The organism is uncultured Aquimarina sp. (genome assembly GCF_947492965.1).
In the GTDB taxonomy this organism is placed as follows: Bacteria; Bacteroidota; Bacteroidia; order Flavobacteriales; family Flavobacteriaceae; genus Aquimarina.
In genome coordinates this window covers 634,131-656,554 of record NZ_CANLOZ010000001.1, presented here as the reverse complement: position 1 = coordinate 656,554, position 22,424 = coordinate 634,131, and the positions used below count along the sequence as shown (strand labels likewise).

Genomic DNA, 22,424 nt, shown 5'->3' with positions numbered 1-22,424 from the left:
TTATTGCTTTAATGCAATTACGCGTTCGTAAGAAGATTTTGGTTGAAACTCGCGATCAAACAATAAAGGGTAATTGGTACGTCCTTTGATAGGCCAGTTGTTAAGCCAAGATTGTCCATCATTGACTCCCCAAAAAGTTACTCGACTTATTTTTTCTTTGTGCTTTAGAAAGAGTTTGAATATATCTTCATATCGGCTATTTATTTTTTCTTTGGCTCCTGATGTTAATCCATTTGGATAGGGATTAAACTTAGGGTCTCCTTCATAACGTTCATAGCTTTGTTCTACAGCTGCTCCATTTAGTTCCCAAGGATTTGGTAGTGCTGTAACATCCAATTCAGTAAACATAACCTCAACACCCAGTGCTGCATATGCAATAATACTGTCTTCTATATCCTTAATAGATGGACCTTCCATACTCCAATGAGCCTGCATACCTACAGCATCTATTTTTACACCTTTCTTTTGTAAGTTTTGGACAATACGTATTACACCTTTTCTTTTTTTCGGTTTCCATAAATTATAATCGTTATAAATCAGTTTAGCATCTGGATCTGCTTTGGCCGCTAGCCGAAATGCTAGCTCAATATAATTTTCACCTCCCATCACATTGTAAAAAATAGATTCTCTGGGAGTTCCATCTTCATTCAAGGCTTCATTTACAACATCCCAAGAATGAATCTTTCCTTTATATCTACTTACGATGGTATTGATATGTTTTTCTATATAATTTGCCATATCAGTGCTATCTTTTACTTCCTGTACCCAAGGAGCCAATTGACTATGCCAAACCAAAGTATGACCAACAATATGCATACCTGCTTTTTGACCTAAATCTACGTAAGCATCGGCAACATCAAAGAAATAAGCATCTGGTTCTGGATGAATTTGCTCCCATTTCATATCGTTTTCTGGTGTAATAGCACTAAACTCTCTTTGTATTACCTTTAAGGCTCTCGTATTTATTTCTTTAATCTGACTTGTATTTAATGCAGCTCCTATCAAAAAGTCTTCTTTGAAAGTGTCTTTTAGAGATACTTCCTGTTTTTTTTCTATACTTATAGTTTCTGATTTTGCTATTCCAGTTTGTCTCTTTTCATTGCATGAGCAAAACCAAACCATGGTAGCTGACAATAGGAATACATTTATTTTTTTTAACATAATTACGGTTGTTTAATTATAAACTTTTATTCAGATTGGTTCAGGTCAATCCTTTATTTCATGTTTCTAAGGTGATGTATACGGAACGATCATAAACAACAATATCTAATAGGTGATAAAAGTAGAAGTAATTATACCTTTACAACTAAAACAAATAGGTCTTCTAATACTAAAAATGTTGCAAATTGCTAAGTAAAATTGCTTGATTAATGGATTTTTAAACCTTTTAAAAAATTCAATAAAAAGAGAAGATTAAATAGGGCGACATTTGTATTAGAATATCCATAAATCTCTTGTTCACAAAGTTCAGAATTGGTTTGATCTTCACTTATAAAAATGGTATTTGGAAACACCAGATTTTGTTCCTTTCCAAAGCTTCAATTGTAAAATTTCAGGGTAAAATTAGAATTAAAACCCACGCTTTAAGAAAGAACAATTTTAGTGATCATTAAACCAATATTTAAACAAAAACTAAGTACTCCTTTACATAAATCTAGAATACCTAGTTTTTGACTTACTCTTTAGCGTATATCATTCATTCTTTTACTGTAAACCTTCTAAAAACCCTTGATAAGCCGGTTTAGTATCAAAATTTGCATCATAGAGTAAAGGAAAATCTGGTACTCCCCAAAAATCAAGCAACCAGGATTCATTGTCCTTTAATCCCCAAACAGTCAATGCAAATTTATTTGCCAAAGGAATAGCATTATAAATCTCTGCAAGCTCTTTATATTTATCACTTTGAGCAATTGCTCTTTCAGAACTAAGTGTAGTGACATTATTATCACCTTCAGGGTTTGTTCTTATATCTAATTCTGCAAAATGCATCAACAAATTTCTAGATACTGTACCATTCACAACAGCCTGAATATCTGATCTCGAAGGTCCATTATATGAAATATGCAACTGCGCACCTATCCCATCGATAAGATCTAATGCATTAAGAGTATCTACAATATCGAACATTGCCGCTCTTTTACCACTATCAGAAGCCATGTTGTAATCATTATAAAATAAGAGTACGTCTGGATCTGCATTTCTGGCAAATTGATAGCATTTTTGAATATAATCATCTCCCATTCTCTGCCTGAATACACTATTACGAAGCTCATTACTGCCATCTTCGATAGCTTCATTAACAACATCCCAGGATCTTACTTTACCTTTATATCTTTCCAAAACTGTAGTAATATAATCTTCTATCATTGCTTCAAACTCCGCATCACTACCGTTAAAATTCTCAACCCAGTTGGGAGTAGAATTATGCCATATTAATGCATGGCCATGTATATCCATCCCGTTATTTACTCCATAATTTACAATGGCATCTGCAGGTCCAAAATTATAGTTGTCTTGAGCTGGATACATCACATCCATTTTCATTTGAAATTCTGAAGTCAGATTATTAAAATCTCTTTGCAACACCTCATTATATTGCCCAGATAACCTACTATCTCTTACCGCTGTACCAATTGAAAAACCGACAGCGGATCCTTTTAGACTACTAGGATCCACAGATCCACAAATACTATTAGGACATACTCCATTTTCATCTACTCGTATAATTTCTGAAGCCACCGTGAACCCAGCACTATTCGTAACGATTAGTCTTATCTCATATTGGCCTTGTTGGCTAAAAGAAACTTCTTCTAATCCTGGTTCATCCATTACATAAGCTTCTCCGTTTCCAAAATCCCATTCACTGGTGAATTCACCTTGCCCTTGAGTTGTATTATTAAGTAAAATCAAATTCGGATTCGTATCCGAAATAGTATAGGTAAAACTTGCTTGAACTAAGGTTTGTGATCCTCCATTAAATATTACCTCTCCATCATCACTACTACAAGAAGCAATAACAATTAGTACAAAAAGTGCTAGAAGTTTCGTTATTTTTAAATTTTTCATTTATTAAAAATTAAATTAATTGTTTGGGGTATTAAATGCCAAATATTCATTTTTTGAATAAAGAACTAATCCTTTACTACTTTAATATCATCTACATAGAATGTCCCTTCTGTGGTACCCATATCCAATGCAATTAATGTGGTGTCGGAATTAGCTGTAAAAGTCCAAGAGTATTTGGTCCATTCTGGAGTAGCTGTATAATCTGGACCATATTGATCTCCTCCTACTCCAGGATTTGTAGAAAATCTAACAACAGCAGCATTCGCTCCTTTAATCCAAAGCGAAACGGTATAACTATCACCATTTACGGTATCAAAAGCATCACTTACAAACTGCGTTTCCCATGGATTACCATTTACTGGGTTTACTACCTTTAACCCTCTTGATCCTCCTAAGACTTCTATGGTTTCTTCAAGTAATCTATCTTCTCCATTAAATTTACCCCAATTAGTAAAGTCATTAGCTGCTCCTTCTTCTAAACCTCCATTTAATAATTCGCTATCGTTTGATGGTAACGGCAATGGTTCGCTCCCAGATACTAATTCTATTGCATCAATAAAGAACTCTGCTTCGGTGGTTCCCATATCCAGCGCAATCAAGGTGGTATCGGAATTAGCAGTAAAGGTCCATGAATATTGTGCCCAGTCTGTCGTTACAGTATAATCTGGTCCATATTGATCTCCTCCTACTCCAGGATTCGTAGAAAATCTGATCACTCCTGGATCTCCTTTTACCCAAACTGAAACCGTATATTCTTCTCCATTAACTGTTGGAGCAGCATCGGAAACGAACTGCGTTTCCCATGGATTTCCATCTACTGGATTTGCAACTTTAGCAGATCTAAATCCTACCAATACTTCTGAAGATTCTTGTGAAATTCTATCTTCACCATTAAACTTACCCCAATTTGTAAAATCATCATCGGCTCCTTCGGCCAAATATCCGTTTGCCAATAAATTTTCAGGATTAAATAAGAACCTTGTATCATCGGGCAATGGTAATGTAACTGTTAAATCCTGAGATGTAAAAGCTGAACCATTTCTACTTACAACAGTAAGTACTACTCTTTTAAAACCATCTTCGGAAAACTTATGTTCTACTGGACCAACTGCATCGGCAAACTTTGGACCGTCTAAAGTAAATTGCCAATAATTATAGAAATTCTCTTTTCCTGGGGTTGTATTTTCGAAAAAATAGATACTACTATCATCGGTTGATTGTTGCACTGTAAAAGATGGTTCTATTTGCTGCACGATAGTATCATCATCACTACACGACCATATGAAAATACAAAAGATGGATGCAAATAAGATTGTAAGTTTTTTCATCATAATAATATTAAAATCGTTACTTATTAAATCTTAGACTTCAGTTTAGTGTCGTTTTCAGGGTTCATACAAACCAATTACTCCACAAATAAGAAAACATCTAAAACTTAACACTTTACTTATATTTATCTCAAAACTAATCTCTTGCAATTATCAATACTATAAGATATGTGATTATTTTTAGTACAAATGAAGCTTTTTTACTGTTTTTTTACGGCTTGACCATTAGTGAAAGTTGTAGATCTTATTTATATATAAAAAAGGGTGTAAATTGAGTTATTATCTCAATAATTTTCTTTCACAAAATCGCTATAACGTATATAATCTGAGGCCATTCTAGCACTAACTAATGTAGGGTAATCATAGTTTTCTATTTCTATCGTATTATACCTAAGACCTGCAACTTTAGCATAGCTAAATATATGCTCAAAATCTATTTTTCCGCTGGCACCTAATTCTTTAATATCTTTTACATGCCAACTTAAAAATCGACCAGGAAATTTTTTGAAATATGCTACCGGATTGACATCTGCTTTATACATCCAATAAAGATCAGATTGAAAATACACTAGTTCGGGATCTGTATTTTCTAATAAATAATCATAAATTCTCTGATTTTTAATTTTTTGAAATTCTTCTGTATGATTATGATATAAGAACAATATTTCGTTTTCTCTACACTTTTTTCCAATAGCATTAAAATAATTAGCATATTGCTCTAACCCACTTGCTTTCTTTACTATATCTATATTAATATTAGTAGTGGTGATATATTCGGCTCCAGCAGCTAACTGATCTTTAATACATTCATCCCACCATTTCATCGTTTGATCAATATTATTTATATCTGGATCCTTAAACACCATTGACCCTCCAAGCGTAAGATCATTTTTTGCTAAAAGTACCTTGAACTCTTCTGGTGTAAAACCATAGAATTTACGGTCCTTATATCTATGAGTCTCTACATAACTGTAGCCCATTTGTCCAATTTTTTCGAGAGTCCTTATAGGATCATTACGCATCTCTTCATCAACCGAAACCAGATGAATTCCAAATTTTTTATTTCTATTCTTTTTTTTAAAATACACTCCTTCCCAATCATCTTTAGTACCTGGCGCATCTCCTTTTAGCAATAATCTTCCATCATCTTCAAAGCTAAAACTTACTTCTTGTACAAAATTTCCTATGAAATCATGATCCTTCATGATTAATTTTTTATAGGATAAAAAGCCTCCTTTCCCTACAAAATTTTTTCCATCTGAATTACTACCTAATGCTACTATCTGATTGGTATTTTGATCATAACTTATAATCTCGGACAGCAATAGAAACCATTGATCGTTTTCCTTTTTAAAAACCTCTACATTATAGCTAAGCCCTTTTAGTTTTGGAGTCACTACAATCTTGATATTTGGATTTTCACTGGGTTTGTTGGAGGCGAATGTATCTCCATTTATCCATTCACCCGCATATTGTTGAAGAAGATACTTGTGATTAATAGTTTTCATATTATCCTGTGCTACTGCCCATTGAATTGCCAAACAAATAAGAATTGAAAAAGATCTAATATTCATTCTCTATATTTTAAAAAAATTATGAATCCGAAGCGATATCCTAAATTAATGTGGAAAAGTCAGTTCTTATACTACTCTTGTCCTATCTGAACAAATTGGAAATCATCATTGTTTTTTGCAACGATTATAAATGATTTGTCTTTGACTCTAATTTTACCCATATCCTTAACATTACCTGGTATAAACCATCCACTTTCTTTAGTATTTATTGGATTCAAATTACCTTTACCGTCTCCCATTAAAAAGAGCCCAAATCCTGCATCGTTTCTTGGTGTTTCTACCTCCGAACCATATAAATTACCTCCTATTAGTGCATCTAAGTGATTATCTTTATCAAAATCATCGATTAGAATTTTATTAATATTAGATACCTGAGCAGCATTAGGAAGCTGATGTAACTTAAAAGTATTTCCTTGATTTTCTATATAAATACTTGCAAATGATTTTACTTGATAATGCAATGCTTTTGATAACGATTTTTCGGTGTAAATATCACTGAGAGTTGCCTTGGAAAAACTTTCATAATCCTTAAATTTTTGCTTAATTCCTGGAATCTGTTGTGAAGAACACTCTCGACCTCTTACAGGATATTGCTCACCTTCGTTATAATAACTGAGTACAATATCCTGATTTGAATCATTATCAAAATCATTTAAAAATATATCAAATGTTTCCTCTTCATTTGCTTTGTACTTGTAATTCAAGCCATTATTCCCCACTACATAATCCATATCACCATCATTATCAAAATCACCTTGCGCTATATCCCACCACCATCCTACGGTATCCTTTCCTAAACCTAAAGATTCAGACACTTCTTTAAATCCAGATTTTGTATTATGGAACACCCGTATGGGCATCCATTCTCCAACTACTATGATATCTAACCAACTATCATTATTATAATCTGTTATTACCGCGCTAGTAGCCATACCTAGTTCTTTAAATTCTTCTGTTTGCATATCCAAGAAGAAATCAAATTTCACCTTTCCATTTTGAGTATTATTTTTTAATAAATAACTATTCGCAGGGCTGGGATATTTACCTGGTACTTGTCTCCCAAGAACAAAAAGATCTTTTTTTCCATCTTTATCGAAATCAGCTTGATATACCTTGGAACCACTAGTTTTAAATTGTGGTAAAGCGGATCTATCTTTAATAAAGCCTCCACGTCCATCATTGATATACAATCTATCCTGAAGGAAGTCTGAACCCGGTAAAAACTCATACCCTCCACTAACTACATATAGATCATTATCCCCATCATCATCGGCATCAAATAGTATTGCCCCAGTGTCTTCGCTTGATGTATCTTTTTCTAACGCCGGAATTTGCAATCGTTGAAATCCAGCTTCGTTTTGAATATATACTGCTCCAGAATATCCTGCAGCACCTCCCACAAAATAATCTTCTAACCCATCATTGTTTATATCCCCTACTGCTAACACTGGACCGGTAGTTGACATTTTATGAGGTAATAAGACTTGTTTTTCGAAATCATCAAAATAATTTTCTTGATGTCTATATTTTGGAAAAATACTATCGTTAGAAATGGTATTAAACAAACCTTGTTTTTGATTAGAAGGCAACTGCTCTTTAATAGCTTTTGATTGATTTAAAATGATATGTTGATTAGCTTTCACATCATGTAATATCTGAGTGGTTCCATCTGTCCATATCACTTTTATCTTATCAATACTCTTGGCATTTCCCACTCCAAAATGCATCTTTGGAGCAACTGAAGATTGAAACCCTCTAGTTAACGTCAGTTCTTGCATCTGTTGTTGTCCATTGGACTCCACAATAACTCGATTTCCAACTCCGAACATATTGTTAGAATTTCCAGCAAAACTTATAGCGATATAATTATGAATTGAAGAACTTTTATTCTCAAAAACTGAAGCCGTATCATCAATATTATTAGTAATTATTTCTAAATCTCCATCATTATCTAAATCTACATATACAACACCATTAGAAAAACCTTTGTCTTCTATTCCCCAGACATCATTTACTTGTTCGAATTTTAAATCTCCTTTGTTGTGGTATATAAAATTATCTATTTTCTCTGATGGAATTTTGAGACTCAATGTTAATAAAGAGTCTTTCTCAACCTTACTATTATTCAAGCTATTGAAATAATCGTTATTATTAATTTCACGTCTAGTACCGTTAGAAATAAACAGGTCTTTCTTACCATCATTATCAAAATCCGCAAACAACGGCCCCCAACTCCAATCCGTCGACGAAGTCCCTGTTATTCTGGAAACATTAGAAAAATAAGGAATACTATCCTTGATAATCCCGCTATTAAGCTGAAGACTGTTTTGCATATATTGATAATGAAATCCAGCTTTTACCACATCCCAAAATAGTGCTATATTCATACTTGCCATATTGGTTTTTTTCCGCCTATTGCTCTGGGCATCCATATCTACCTGAAAAATATCTAAATGACCATCATTATTAAAATCCGCTATATCTACACCCATACCATAAAAAGAAGTTTGGGAAGTTGCTTTTTTTAATACTTCTTTAAATGTACCATCTTGATTATTCAGGTACATGTAATCCGGAGAATTAAAATCATTTGAGACATAAATATCAGGCCAAGAATCATTATTAAGATCACCAATAGTCGCGCTTAACGAAAGTCCAAAACTTCTGAGTCCTGACTTATTTGTGACATCTTTAAAACTACCATTCTCATACTCATAAAGATGATCAGACTCATGATCTAAAACATTTTTCATCTTATTTACATACACAAATGTGGGAGAATTGAATTTTGTAGGAGGATAATTTGCCACATATAAATCTAGGTCACCGTCTTTGTCATAATCAAAAAAAGTTCCTTGTACACTATTACCAACATCAGCTACTCCGTACTGCGCAGCTTTCTCTGTAAATGTATTATCTCCGTTATTTATAAAAAGTTGATTTTCTTTTGGCGAAAACTTACCTCCAACAGAACAATATATATCTAAAAAACCATCCCCATTTACATCTGCCATTGTTACACCTGTATACCATCGGTTGTCTCCTTGAACTCCAGCATTTTCTGTAATATCTTCAAACTTCAGATTCCCCTTATTAAGGTATAATTTATTTGCTACTTGATTTCCTGTAAAATAAATATCAACCAAACCATCATTATTAATATCGCCTGTGGCAATACCTCCACCCATATACAAATAGGGATAGGTAAAATAATTTAGAGAGTCATTTTCGGTTAAGGTATTCTTGAAAGAAATTCCAGTGATTTCAGCATCTAATTTTGAAAATAATTTGGAATCTTCTACAGGTTTTTTCACTGTACATCCAAACAAAATGGTTATCAAAAAGAACAAGCCTACCAGATTTGTTAATTTATTTACCTTCATGAATTCTTGAAGTTTTCGAATTTATTTTTTAAAAATTGACAAAGTATCATCGTTATTCCCTACCAAAAACAGCGTATCTCCAGGAGTTTTTATTTGATGAATATTTTTTGAATTTTTTCCCATATAAAAGTTCACATCTTTATAGGAATCAAGGGTGCCATTTTTCATTTCCAATTAAAATACACCCCACATTGACATCATAGCGAATGATCTCTACCTCCGCTTCATAGATTACTCCAACCCCTATAAAATCTAGGATACCATCATCATTAAAATCATCAATTTCAAACACCAATGTGGGCCCCAACTGTGTAGTAGTCCATCATTAATATATACTTCGTATTTGTTAAAAAACAGTTTGCAATATGATTGCAAACTGTTTTTCGCTAACTCAAACTATTCCCATAATCTGTTTAAATGAAGTTTAGTTTTCATTTTTCGATGCTGATTAATATCCGGGGTTTTGATCACCAGGTCCTATATTGGCATTGGTTGATATTTCATTATCTGGAATTGGCCATAAAATATGTTTTGAAGGATCAAATCTATTCTCCGATAAACCAGGCAACACAGAACCTGCAAGATTCCATCTTAACAAATCATCAAAGCGTACTTGTTCACCAGCTAACTCTACCTTTCTTTCGTGTATAATTGCTTGAAATACCTGATCCTTAGAAAGTGAAGTCGACAGCCCTGCTAATCCCGCTCTAGCCCTAACCTGATTAATCAGACCTACTGCTGCTGACTGGGTTCCTACCTCATTTTCACATTCAGCCATCATTAATAATACATCCGAATAACGAATAATTTTGATATTAATTCCAGACTCTTCATTTTCAGATGTTTGCTTGTAATAATTTTGATATTTCCTCCATGCTGCAGGTCTAATATTTCCTCCATTTTCCGCAAAGTCTGATTCTACTAAAGTATTTGCTCCATTATTATAAGTATCTCCTACTACATAAAAACTTCCTTGAAATCTATTATCACCTGCTTCAAATTCTGCTCTTAGATCATCAGAAGGATATACATTAAACCAATTCAATACGCCATAATCTTGTCCTCTAAAATTTGCATGGTTTGCTCCCTGACCAATAACAGCAGAATCCCATTTATTACCTGTACCTAGATTAATATTATACTCGACTTCCCAAACAGATTCTATACCATGCTCGGTTTCTTCTCTAAAATTATCAAAATATTCGGTCTCTAATCCATAACCTGACATAGCTCTAAAAGACGTTAATGCATTACTATAGTCTCCTTCATACAATAGCACTTTACCTAAAAATGCTTGGGCAGCTCCTCTATTTGCTCTACCTTTTTGTTCTTCACTTTTGGGAAGAAGGTTAGCAGACGCAAACCTAAGATCATCAATAATCAAATCTATCACCTGTTCCCTAGGACTTCTTGGCAATCCTTCTGGACTAGAACCATCCACTCGAAGCGGAATATCCCCAAATCTAGTTACTAATAACCAGTAATAATGTGCTCTCAAAAACCTAGCTTCTCCTATAAATTTATTTTTTTGCGTTTCACTTAAGATTGCTTCTGATAATTCATTAATTCTATCCTGATTATTAATAACAAAGTTTGCTTTGTTGATTCCTCTGTAACAGCTATCCCAATAATCAGCAATAAACTGATTGGTAGAATTGTAAGTATACTCTGCATAGGTTCTTTTATCTGCTTCTTGTTGTCCGTTACCAGCATTTTCTTGTGACATATTATCTAGCATGTAAAAGATCAATCTTCCATATAAAGCATTCGTTTGCAGATTAGCATACGCCGCATTTACGGCGGATTGCACTTGCTCTTCTGTAGAGAAAAACGTATCTGGTGATAATGTATTTGGGTTCACCAGCCCAAGATCTTCTTCTGAACAGGAATTGATAACCATCAATCCTAACAGAAATGTTGTCATTAATTTAATTTTTTTCATAATCACCATTTTAAAATGAAACTTGAACTCCTAATAAAAAGGATTTTGGTTGTGGATAAGATCCTCTATCAATTCCGATATCTCCATCAAGTCTTAATTCTGGATCTAAACCTGAATACTTTGTAAAAGTGTAGATATTTTGTCCACTTAAATAGATCCTAAGTCTTGAGAAATATTGGTCAAACACATCCTTTGGCAAGGTATACCCCAACGTTACATTTCGTATTCTTGTAAAACTACCATCCTCCACATAACGATCTGAAATAACATAATTTTGTTCTGCGCCATTTGTTCTAGGTTGAGAGCCATTAGGATTACTAGGAGTCCATCTATTTTCGAAATAGTCTCTACTCACATTAAATGGTCTTCTTGTACCTCCATTAAGATCTACAAGGTTAGTATTAAAAATCTCATTCCCGTAAAATCCAGATATCAAAACACCAAAATCAAAATTCTTATAACTTGCATCTAATGTTAGTCCTGCAATTACATCTGGATAGGGATTTCCAATATCCACTCTATCATCTGCATTTATTTCTCCGTCTCCATTTTGATCAATGTAGCGCACATCTCCTGGCGCCACTCCAGAAAATCCATCTGCATCTACCTCTGCCTGATCACGATAAATACCATTGCTCTCTAATCCAAAGAAATAAAATAGAGGATCCCCTTCGGTCACTCTACTGATATTTCCTCCGATTCCTCCTCCTCTAATTCCTAATGAGTAAAACGGGATTTCATCTTGTCCCGCAATAGAAACCATTTTATTCTTACTAGTAGAAATATTAAAATTAGCAGACCACTTAAAATCCCCTTGATTGTCATTATACCCTAAGGTTACTTCGAATCCTTTCGCTTCCGATTCTCCCAGGTTTACTGCTTGTGTTGCATTCTGATTCCCGTTAGATAAAGGCGTAGGAATATCAATCAACAGGTCTTCACTATTATTCTGAAAATACTCAATAGCCGCTGTTATTCTTTGATTAAATATACCTAGATCTAATCCTACATTTAATATTTTTTTAGTCTCCCATTGAAGATCTGGATTCTCGTTTCCTTCTTGGGTAACTCCTTCTCCTACGGTATCATCAAAAGGATATTGAAATCCACCAACAAGAGCTGGAGCAAATCTGTAATCTCCAATTTTATCACTTCCTGTTTCTCCATAACTAGCTCTAAATTTCAAAGTGCTAAATGGTGTGTCTTGCATAAAACGCTCTTCAGCTACATTCCAACCTACAGATGCCGAGTAAAAATCTCCCCATCTTTTATTTGCTCCAAATCTAGAAGATGCATCTCGCCTGTAAGAAGCAGAAACGATGTACTTATCATCATAATTATAATTTACTCTTCCTAAGTATCCTAATTTATTGGTCTCTCCAGAACCACTTCCCGCCACTAAGAATTGATTATCCACAATTTGATCTACCTCATCGGTAACTAGGTTTCTGCTTCCTGCTCCAAAATTTTCTGATTTCTGCATAAAATTCTCTACTAATCCTAGCAACTCTATATGATGAACATCAGCTATAGTAGTTTTATATTTTAGACTGTTGGTAAGCATTATAGTCTGTCCCTGTTGTGTAAATCTTCCTATCTCTGCAAATGTTCTAGCATGTGTAGTACTACCAGGTACACTATCATCATCATATGAAGGTATAAAAGATCTATTGTTAAACTGAAAATAGTCTAAACTTACCTGTGATCTATAGGACAATCCTGGAAGGAACTCATACTCTGCATAAATATTACCGATAATACCTAGCGTCTTATTTATTGATTCTCCAAGAGTTTGAACTCGTACTGGGTTTTCTGCATCCTGACCATCAGCAGATGATGATGGACCCTGAAACCCTCCTAAGTTATTAGAGTTAAACACCTGTAAATAAGGAGCTGACTTGATTGCATGTTCCAATAAAGTTCTTCCTCCTCCTTGACGCTCTGGTCTTTGTTTAGAAAAAGCTATGGACATATTCTGCCCTACTTCTAATTTACCAAACTTCTTTGATCCATTACCTCTGAAAGAATATCTTTCAAAATCTGTTTCTATAATGATACCCTCTTGGTTTTGATATCCTCCAGAAAAGAGGTATGAACCAGTTTCATTTCCTCCAGAATAACTTACGTGATAATCTTGCATAAATGCAGATCTAAATATTTGATCTTGCCAATCCGTATTTGTCTGGAAAGTAGATAAAGGACGGTTTGGAAAAACACCATATTCTGCTACATAATTAAGGTAATCAACAGTTTCCAACAAGTCATAGCGCTTATTAATGGTCTGTATACCTGTGTAGGCATTAAAACTTAAAGAACCTCTTCCTTTTTTTCCTCGTTTTGTGGTAACTACTATAACTCCATTAGATCCTTGTGCTCCATATACAGCAGTTGTAGATGCATCTTTTAATACAGATATAGTTTCTATGTCATTTGGGTTCAATCCTGATAAGTTTCCAGCTATGACCCCATCAATAACAAATAAAGGAGTGTTATCACCTAAAGTGGCTAACCCTCTAATAGAAACAGACGGTGTGCTACCTGGCACACCAGCATTTGCAATGGTAAGTCCTGCCGCACGACCTTGTAAAGCAGATTCAGCATTAGTGACGGGTGGGATCTCATTAAGGTCATCTATTCCTATAGTGGAAATTGCTCCAGTGACTGTCCTACGACTTTGGGAACCATACCCAACCACTACGACTTGATCTAAGGATTCTGATTCTTCTATTAATACGATATCTATTTTGGTTTGATTCCCAATTATTATTTCTTGAGTAGTCATCCCTAAATAGGAAAACACAATCATATCATCAGCACTTACATTGTTAATAGTATACATCCCATCAAAATCTGTGGTTGTACCATTAGTCGTACCTTTTATTAATACAGTAACTCCAGGTAGTGGCATATTGGCTCCATCCGTTACCGTACCACTTATACTACCGTCTTGTGAATAAACATGCTGTGTCCCAATTATAATTAATGCAATAATTGCGAGTTTAAGTTTAATCATAAATCTTGTTTTTGGTTGTTAATAATTTTAATTCTAAAATTTTTGTTTTCATTTAGTTAGATGATTTTGATAATAATTCTATGCTCTCTGAAATTGAGCACTTTTTTGATTTAGTCCCTTTTAAAAGATTTATTCATTCTTCTTCGTATTTTCAAAAAACACTGTTCAAAATAAAAACTAGCAAAGAGAATATGACCCCTATAAGGAGAACCTCGAGAAGAAGTTTTAACCCGGAATATTTCTTTTTAGCCATTTATTAATCTTTCAAATTTTTAACAATTTAAAAACCACATTATTAATAAAATGTAACAAAAAGGAGATATGATATAATATTTGTAGCATATACACTACAGCCTATATGAACAACACATATGATGCATCCAAGGCTACAATAGTTCTAGACTTAAGATCAATTAATTATAAATGCAAGTAAAAATTACTGAGCTTTTAAAATCGGAATTCATTTGAATAAGAGAGATTTATACAGGTGTAGTTATACAATTTACTCTTTAGGTATCATTTAATCTGCATATGATAGTTTACTAACCGTCATTATTTACATGCTCTATTTCTGTTGGGAGAACACCGAAGTGATTTTTAAAACATTTGGTAAAATAGGAAGGTGAAGAAAATCCAACTTTGTAACAAACATCACTAATATTATTACATTCTTCTTTCTCTAACATTTCTTTTGCTCTTTGTAGTCTGATCTTTCTAAGAAATTGAGTTGCGCTTTCACCTGTTAAACCTTTTATTTTTCTATAAAATTGACTTCTACTTAACCCCAGTTGATATGCTAAAGTTTCAACGTTTAAATTGGGATCACTAATACTTTCACTAACAAATTTTAATACTTTTTCAATAAAATCTTTGTCCAAAGACGTAGGGTTTTGGGTTATTCCAGTATCGGTAATCGCACCAAAGTACTTATTGAATAAAATCTGTCTACTTGATAATAAACGAGCTAATTGCGATTTTAAAAATCTTAACTCAAAAGGTTTGCAGAGATATATATCAGCACCAGACTCAATACCCTTTAGTTGATCTTCCTTCATCGTTTTAGCCGTAAGCATTAGAATAGGTATGTGACTGGTTTGGATATTTTCTTTTATTTTAGAGCTAAAAGTAAAACCATCCATTTCCTGCATGATAACATCGGTTATTATAATATCAGGGATTACATTTTTTGCTACTTTGAGACCTTCTTTTCCATTTCTTGCAGTAAAAACCTTATAATCAACTTGCAACTCTTGTTCTAAATAATCTCTCAATTCTGTATTATCCTCAACCACAAGGAGTCTACTCTTTTTTGAATCTTCTTCGGTAGTTAAGTAATTATTATCCTCCTCTTGTGAATTTATACTTTGTGTTTTGATAATTTCTGGATTTTCGTTGCCCTGAAAAACTTCATTCTTACTAAAACGCGACTTCCCAATTGGTAGGGTTATGGTAAATACCGTACCAATGTTCAATTCACTTTCTACTGCTATCTGTCCTTTGTGTAATTCTATAAAACTTCTAACTACTTCAAGTCCTATTCCCGTTCCTCCGTAATACCATTTATTAAGATTATTTACCTGATAAAAACGTTCGAAAATTTTAGAGAGTTGTTCTTTTTTTAAACCAGGTCCAGTATCTCTAACTTTTATTTCATAAGTACTTTGAATATTCTCAACATCTGGTTTGGTGTAAATGTTTTCTTTTATAGTAACTTCAATTTCTCCATTTTCTGGAGTAACTTTAAACGCGTTAGAAAGAAGATTAAAAATTACTTTTTCTATAATACTCTTATCAACCCAAACTCTAAGATTTTCTGTATTGGATACTACAGTAAGGTTAATTTTTTTGTGTAACGCCTCTTCATCAAAGTAACTTACTATTTCTTTTACAAAATCATAAATATCTACTTCCTGCACTCGTATTTTAAACTTATTGATTTCTAGTTTTCTAAAATCCATCAGCTCATCAATAAGCCTTGACAGTCTATTTGTATTTTTATAAATGACTAAAAGTTTTTCTTTAACTTCCTGTGATAACTGATCGTTCTTTTTATTTACAATATCAATAAGTGGATTAATAATTAGGGTGAGTGGGGTTCTAAATTCATGAGAGATATTCGTGAAAAATTGCAGTTTCTTCTTATGTAGTTCTTCTTCCTTTAACCTTTGCTCTCTCTCATACTTTATTAATTGTTTTTCTTTAACTCTTTCTTTTGTTATTTTATTCAACATATAAATGGCTAAAAAGAACATAAAAAGATATATTAAAATAGCCCATTTAGTTTTCCACCAAGGCGGTAAAATCGTAATTTTCAGATTTAGTGATTCATCGTTCCATAAACCATCATTGTTTGCAGCCTTTAACTTAAACGTATAATTCCCATAATCTAAATTGGTGTAGGTTGCCGCTCTGGTATTACCTACATAATTCCAATCTTCTTCCAGTCCTTCTAAATAATATGCATATTGATTCTTTTCGGGCCTGGTGTAATTGATACCCGTAAATTCTATTGTGAAAACGGACTGTTCGTGAGTTAAAGAAATACTATCTGTTTCTGAAATCACTTTTTCAAAAGGAGAGTTTTCTTCATTCGGATCTACTTTTTTATTAAACAGTTTAAAACCAGTTAAATAAAGAGAAGGCAAGTTATTATTAATAACAATATCTTCAGGATTGAAAAAATCTACTCCTTTATAACCACCAAAATATAAGTTCCCTTCTTTATCCTTGTGAATTGAATTAAAGTTGAAATCATTGGCTAATAAACCATCATTGATATTATAATTAGTTACTTCACCACTTTGGATATCTATTTTGTGCAATCCTTCATTACCACTAATCCACAAATTACCATTATTACTTTCGATAATTCCAGCTACATTTTCTTCTTTTAACCCAAGTTCTTCATTGCACCAAAAAAAGGTGTTCTTTGTTTTGTCAAATTTGCATAGACCTGCTCCTTTTGTCCCTATCCATAACAAACCATTGGAGCTTTCATAGATTGATAAAATATGATTAGAAATTAACGGATCATAGTAGTCTCCTGTCATTTGATCACGCATCGAAGTTATAGAAAAACTTTCTTTTCCTGATATATCAATTTTGAATAGTCCTTTTACAGAACCTACCCAGACATTATTCTCAGAGTCTACAAAAATTTTGCGTATCGAAACCGTATGCAATCCATGCTCTGTAAATTCCTTTGTATCATGATGAGTTATCTTACTTGTTTCGGGATCATATGAAACAATACCACCTCCAAAAGTGCCAATCCATATTCTTCCGGTATTATCTTCGTCAAAAGTTAAGACACTATTAGAAATAAGTTCTCCATTGGTGGTCTCTGCACTAAAATTGACAAATTTATCTCCTCCTTTTTTCAGAAAATAAATACCATTATTCCAACTACCTGCCCAAATATTTTGATTGCTATCTATAAATACGGTTTGTATATCCCTTGATAACAATCCAGCATATAATTTACTTTCTTTGTTTACATGAATAAATTTATTGTCTTTAAAATCGTAAATATCAATTCCTCCTCCATCCATACTCATCCATAACCTTCCTGCTTGATCCTGCGTAATACCAGTTACAGAGCTTACTTCTAGAGAATTAGTATTATTAGGAATACTTTCTATGTTTTTAAACTTATCATATAATTGATCTGATATCCCTATACCACTGTTATAATATCCCATCCAAATCCTTTGATCTTTATCCAGACATAAGGACCAAATCGAATTTGAACGAATGCTATTACTATTCGTTTTATCAAAAGAATAATTTTTTATAATATCACCCTGCGCATTTAAATGAATCAGGCCATCATTTTCTGTACCACATAAAATGGATCCTTCAGGTGTTTCAAGCAAGGATAGTATACGTTTTGATGTTACAGGAAAGTTCGAAAATATAATATTACTTTTTTCTCTATTTAATCTGTATACTCCCGAAGATTGCGAACCAATCCAAATGTTATTCTGTTTATCAATCAATAAAGATTGAATTGGTTCTTTTATGGTTATCAATTGATCATCATTATGAAACTCATATGGTTCAAGTGCCTTTGAAATTGTGTTGTAATATTTAAGACCAATGTTGGTTCCTGCATAGATATTATTAAGATGATCCGTTTTTAAAGCATTGACATTCAAAATCCCAGATTCTGAACTAGAACCTACATTTGGCACATGATGCGCCATAAAAGTATCCATATCCAATCTAAACAGTCCTTTTTCAAAAGCCCCAACGAATAAATTCCCCTCATTATCAGCTGTTAAACTACTTACTGCTACATCCTCACTACATTGTTTTTTAATATCACCGCTTAAACAAATTTTTGTGAATTGATCTAATTCACGATCATAGAGGTTTAATCCATTCTCCGTTCCTATCCACAATCGATTTTTTTTATCAACATAAGAACAGTAGATCATACTACTACTTATTGATAATGATTTTTTTGGTTCGTGCTTATAAGACATGTAATCAATTCCATCGTAACGATAAAGACCCGCACCATTTGTTCCAATCCAAATAAAACCATAATGATCTTGAATAATTGAGGATACAGCCGTTTTTGAGATTCCATCTTTTATGTTTATAAAATCGTATTCTCTATATCTATCCTGAGACCAAAGGCTTTGTTGTAGTTGCGTGCTATAAAAAACGACTAATAATATTATAAAGGTTTTGACTTTCATTACTGATCTATCTTCCTATTGCGGAATAAAATTATTGTTTGTTGTGATTATCCATTTATCCATTTCAAAACCATCTTCTCTCATTGAAAATAGAATAATATATTCTCCTGGTTTTTTGATATCTAAAAATATTGTTTTGGGAACACCGCAATGATTCTCTGGCTCTCTTTGTGCTGATGACCATGTCCACTTATTTTTCCCTTCGCACCATTGCATTCTAGCTCCGCTCTCAGGCCATTGCCCATCTATACCTACGTGCACTCCATTATCCTCTGTTCCTGTAGAAAAAGCTCTATTCCAAACATAATATCTTCCTGGATTTGTAATGTTTACTTTATACCCCACTACACCTCCTTTTCCTGCTTCGGGAAAAAAATTTTCTCCTATCAACAAAGGATCATCATGTGTTACCCTCGTATCTGGCAATGCTTCTATGTAACTTCTCTTACTAGCTTCTAAAAAGCGATTCTTTCTATTTATATGATTAAATTCTTCTGAGTTATCTTCTGATCTGATGAACCAATTTCTTTTAGTACCGTTGGAGGTACGATAATGGAATGCCTCTGCTTCTACAGAAAGAAAACCATTGGTTTCATAGAAAGGCTGTATATCCTTTAATACATCTTTTAAAGGCATATCTATGGGTCTGAATATCATTTTACTCCAACCTCCACCTGAGGTGCTAAACCCGCCATCTCCAGTTACCGTACTTTTTAAGTTATTAATTGCAGAAGAAACCTCAATAATATCATTTTTATTTAAGCTCCAATACCCAAGATTATGCTGAACCAACATGTAATCTTTATTGGTTTTGGGACTCACCAATGTATCTTTTATTGTTCCATTGACTGATATGACATACTTCGATTCAAGACCCTTTTGTGCAATTGAACTAAAACTCACTTCATACACATTATTTTTTCCTAAAAACGTGGTTATAGCACTAGCATATTGATCTTTTTTATTCGATGTTCGAATATTGATCATAAGAGCGTTATTCTTCTCATCTCGAAAATATCTAGTTTGATTTTTCGAATATTCCGTATCAAAATTTTTCAATGCTTCTAGAACAATTACTTCATTCTTTTCTTTAGTTTTAAGTTTGACCGATTGCTGATTTGCTGTTATCAAAGCCACCCAATCCCCTTTATTATCAGGAGGCAACCCAATAAAGACATCTCTTCCGCCTTTAATAAACTTTACAGTACCAAATTGTAAACCACCACCAGTCCTAGGATTGTACCATAGTACTTTATAAGATTTATTACTGCCATAAAGATTCAATTTTGTTTTGGCAACTTTTGGAAGATAAATAGCATATAGATTATCATTTTCTGCAAACACATAATCTTCGGAATTATCAGTTAAATCATCCGCAGACTGCATATTGAAAAATGGCAAATAGTTTTGAAAAAAATCTATTGCATATTTAGTTTGTTCCCACAACAATTTTCTTGATCTCCAATCTTCACAATTGAGATCATTATGGTCATATTTATACCCGAAATACCATTCAACTCCTGCTCCTCCACCCATCAAATTACCCCACAAAACTTTGGATCGAATTTTATTATGATTGGGATCATCTTTATCAGGTTTGGCTCCTGTATCCGCAGGACCAATTTCATCCTGACAAACTACCCACTTTTTACTCGAATATTTAGCTCTATAAATCCAATCCTTTGTTACCTCATGCACTTCATTAGGCTCATGAATCTGCAGTGATGGACCGTCTATATATTCAAAACCAAGAAGCGGTTTCAAATACTGTTCTTGTTCTTTTTTAATAGAGTGTGTATGAAGTACAACAAAGTTCTTATATGGATCCGTATTTTTAATAAAAGTAGCCATAGCTCTTCTATCCTCATCATTTTGGCCTTTTGGAGACCAATGCACTGGTCCATTTTCTTCCCCTAAATTCCACGTAATAGCTAAATGATGAGCAAATCTGGCTATTAACTCTCGATAATATAGTTTGCGTTGTACCCCAAGTTCTCCTATATCTAGCAATAGTTCGTTCTCCGTTTCCTGTGTGACAATATGAAGCATCAACCCAAGTTCATCCATATGGTCAAAAACTATTTCCCACTGGTCCAACTTGCTACAATCAAAGCGATAACGTTCATTAATATCATTCCAAGGCCAAACATCATTTCCATCTCCCTGTACATTCATTGTTAAAAAATACACAGAATTCATTCCTTTACTGGCGAGATAATTTAGTGCCCCTATAATATTTTTTCCTTTTTCATTTTGCCATGTAGGGTCTCCTTGTTTCCAATCTTTTCTATGTGACAAGTATTTATGGGAAGCAGGAGTTTGATCAAATTCGTAATACCCTAAAAAGTTTTCAGGACTATCTGTTCCGCCTTTTAAATAAAATTCTTTAGTCTCTGTAAATTGAAGGTAACGTTCATTTACATATTGTAATCTTCCTTTAGCTCTAGGATCATTCCCTTCTTTATCAAAATCTGTAATAATAAATTCTCCTTCTGCTCCATCAAAATCAACCCCTTCTCCAGCATGTATGTCTTGATTAATAGCTATCTGGTCGCCTTTTCTAAAAGAAACCTTATAGGTCCAGATTCCTGTCTCATCTGGTCTAAATCTAACTTTCCACACATTTCCTTTACTGGCGCTAGTTTCAGCAGAATTGCCATCTGCTGCGTAAAAGCCAGGGACAACGAATACCTTATCCGAATCCAAATGTCTGAAAGTAACATTTAGCCTATAATTCAAAAAAGGGTTTTCACTATCATTTTCACTAATAACTTTACCAAAAAAGGAGAGTGATATTTTATGCCATTTTTTTAATTCTCCTTCTATTTTTATTTGAGAATCGTTTGCATTTACCGTATTGCAAATGACTATTACATAAAACAATATTAGTTGTATTTTTTTCATCTTTTGAACAGATTAAAACAAAAAACAAATTCAGTGAAACCAGTAATATGTGGTAGGAAAATTATTCTTTTTTGATTTAGAATATTAATCGCACAATCAATGTTTCATTAAATTAATTCTGTTAACTAAAAATATTGTTTGTACTACTATGGAAGTTATTCTAGAGAGAAAGTGAATGAATACAAAACTCTTTGCTATAAAAACAAATGGACTTTCACTGAAATTAAATAACGTTTTACATAAATACCACTTAGATGTATAAAAACGTCTTGATCAAAAACCAATACATAACTATTACAAACCCCAACCTAGTTATTTTAAACAATATAGAATTAAAGAAAAATTAAATACCAATTTTATCAAATTCTTCATTTTTTTCTTAAAATTCAATGAATCCAAAAATAGCATTAATGAATATTAGCAAATAAAATATATGAAGCGAATGCTATAACTATTGAAGCATTACAGGATTTTTATAATTTTCTAGTGGTTTTTTACCGTTTTGTAC

10 protein-coding genes are annotated in these 22,424 nt (G+C 33.2%); all 10 read right to left on the bottom strand.

Translation table 11 applies throughout. The features are described from left to right. The 10 genes from Q1B37_RS02705 to Q1B37_RS02660 all read right to left on the bottom strand — a co-directional run bounded on the left by Q1B37_RS02705 (position 1) and on the right by Q1B37_RS02660 (position 21,916). Entirely contained in the window at positions 1 to 1,161 is a 1,161-nt protein-coding gene (locus Q1B37_RS02705) for an endo-1,4-beta-xylanase (RefSeq protein WP_299895124.1), read from the bottom strand. A gap of 543 nt (positions 1,162 to 1,704) precedes the next feature. Beyond that, the gene (locus Q1B37_RS02700) at positions 1,705 to 3,066 is read right to left on the bottom strand and encodes an endo-1,4-beta-xylanase (protein ID WP_299895121.1); all 1,362 of its coding nucleotides are present in this window, start codon (positions 3,064 to 3,066) and stop codon (positions 1,705 to 1,707) included. A 65-nt stretch (positions 3,067 to 3,131) separates the two neighbouring features. After that, the gene (locus Q1B37_RS02695) at positions 3,132 to 4,394 is read right to left on the bottom strand and encodes a carbohydrate binding domain-containing protein (protein WP_299895118.1); all 1,263 of its coding nucleotides are present in this window, start codon (positions 4,392 to 4,394) and stop codon (positions 3,132 to 3,134) included. A gap of 284 nt (positions 4,395 to 4,678) precedes the next feature. Continuing rightward, on the bottom strand, positions 4,679 to 5,968 hold the full coding sequence (locus Q1B37_RS02690; protein ID WP_299895115.1) for a sugar phosphate isomerase/epimerase: 1,290 nt from the start codon (positions 5,966 to 5,968) through the stop codon (positions 4,679 to 4,681). A gap of 71 nt (positions 5,969 to 6,039) precedes the next feature. After that, complete coding sequence (locus Q1B37_RS02685; protein ID WP_299895112.1) at positions 6,040 to 9,351, bottom strand: FG-GAP-like repeat-containing protein; 3,312 nt, start codon at positions 9,349 to 9,351, stop codon at positions 6,040 to 6,042. Between the two features lie 148 nt (positions 9,352 to 9,499). Further along, complete coding sequence (locus Q1B37_RS02680) at positions 9,500 to 9,658, bottom strand: hypothetical protein (protein ID WP_299895106.1); 159 nt, start codon at positions 9,656 to 9,658, stop codon at positions 9,500 to 9,502. Between the two features lie 141 nt (positions 9,659 to 9,799). After that, entirely contained in the window at positions 9,800 to 11,293 is a 1,494-nt protein-coding gene (locus tag Q1B37_RS02675) for a RagB/SusD family nutrient uptake outer membrane protein (protein WP_299895103.1), read from the bottom strand. 10 nt (positions 11,294 to 11,303) lie between these two features. Further along, complete coding sequence (locus tag Q1B37_RS02670) at positions 11,304 to 14,306, bottom strand: TonB-dependent receptor (protein ID WP_299895100.1); 3,003 nt, start codon at positions 14,304 to 14,306, stop codon at positions 11,304 to 11,306. Positions 14,307 to 14,848: 542 nt separating this feature from the next. Further along, positions 14,849 to 19,012 (bottom strand): hybrid sensor histidine kinase/response regulator transcription factor, encoded by a 4,164-nt coding sequence (locus tag Q1B37_RS02665; protein WP_299895097.1) that lies wholly within the window; start codon positions 19,010 to 19,012, stop codon positions 14,849 to 14,851. Between the two features lie 15 nt (positions 19,013 to 19,027). After that, a complete protein-coding gene (locus Q1B37_RS02660; protein ID WP_299895094.1) occupies positions 19,028 to 21,916 on the bottom strand; it encodes a DUF5060 domain-containing protein in 2,889 nt (962 codons plus the stop codon). Positions 21,917 to 22,424 lie beyond the last annotated feature (508 nt).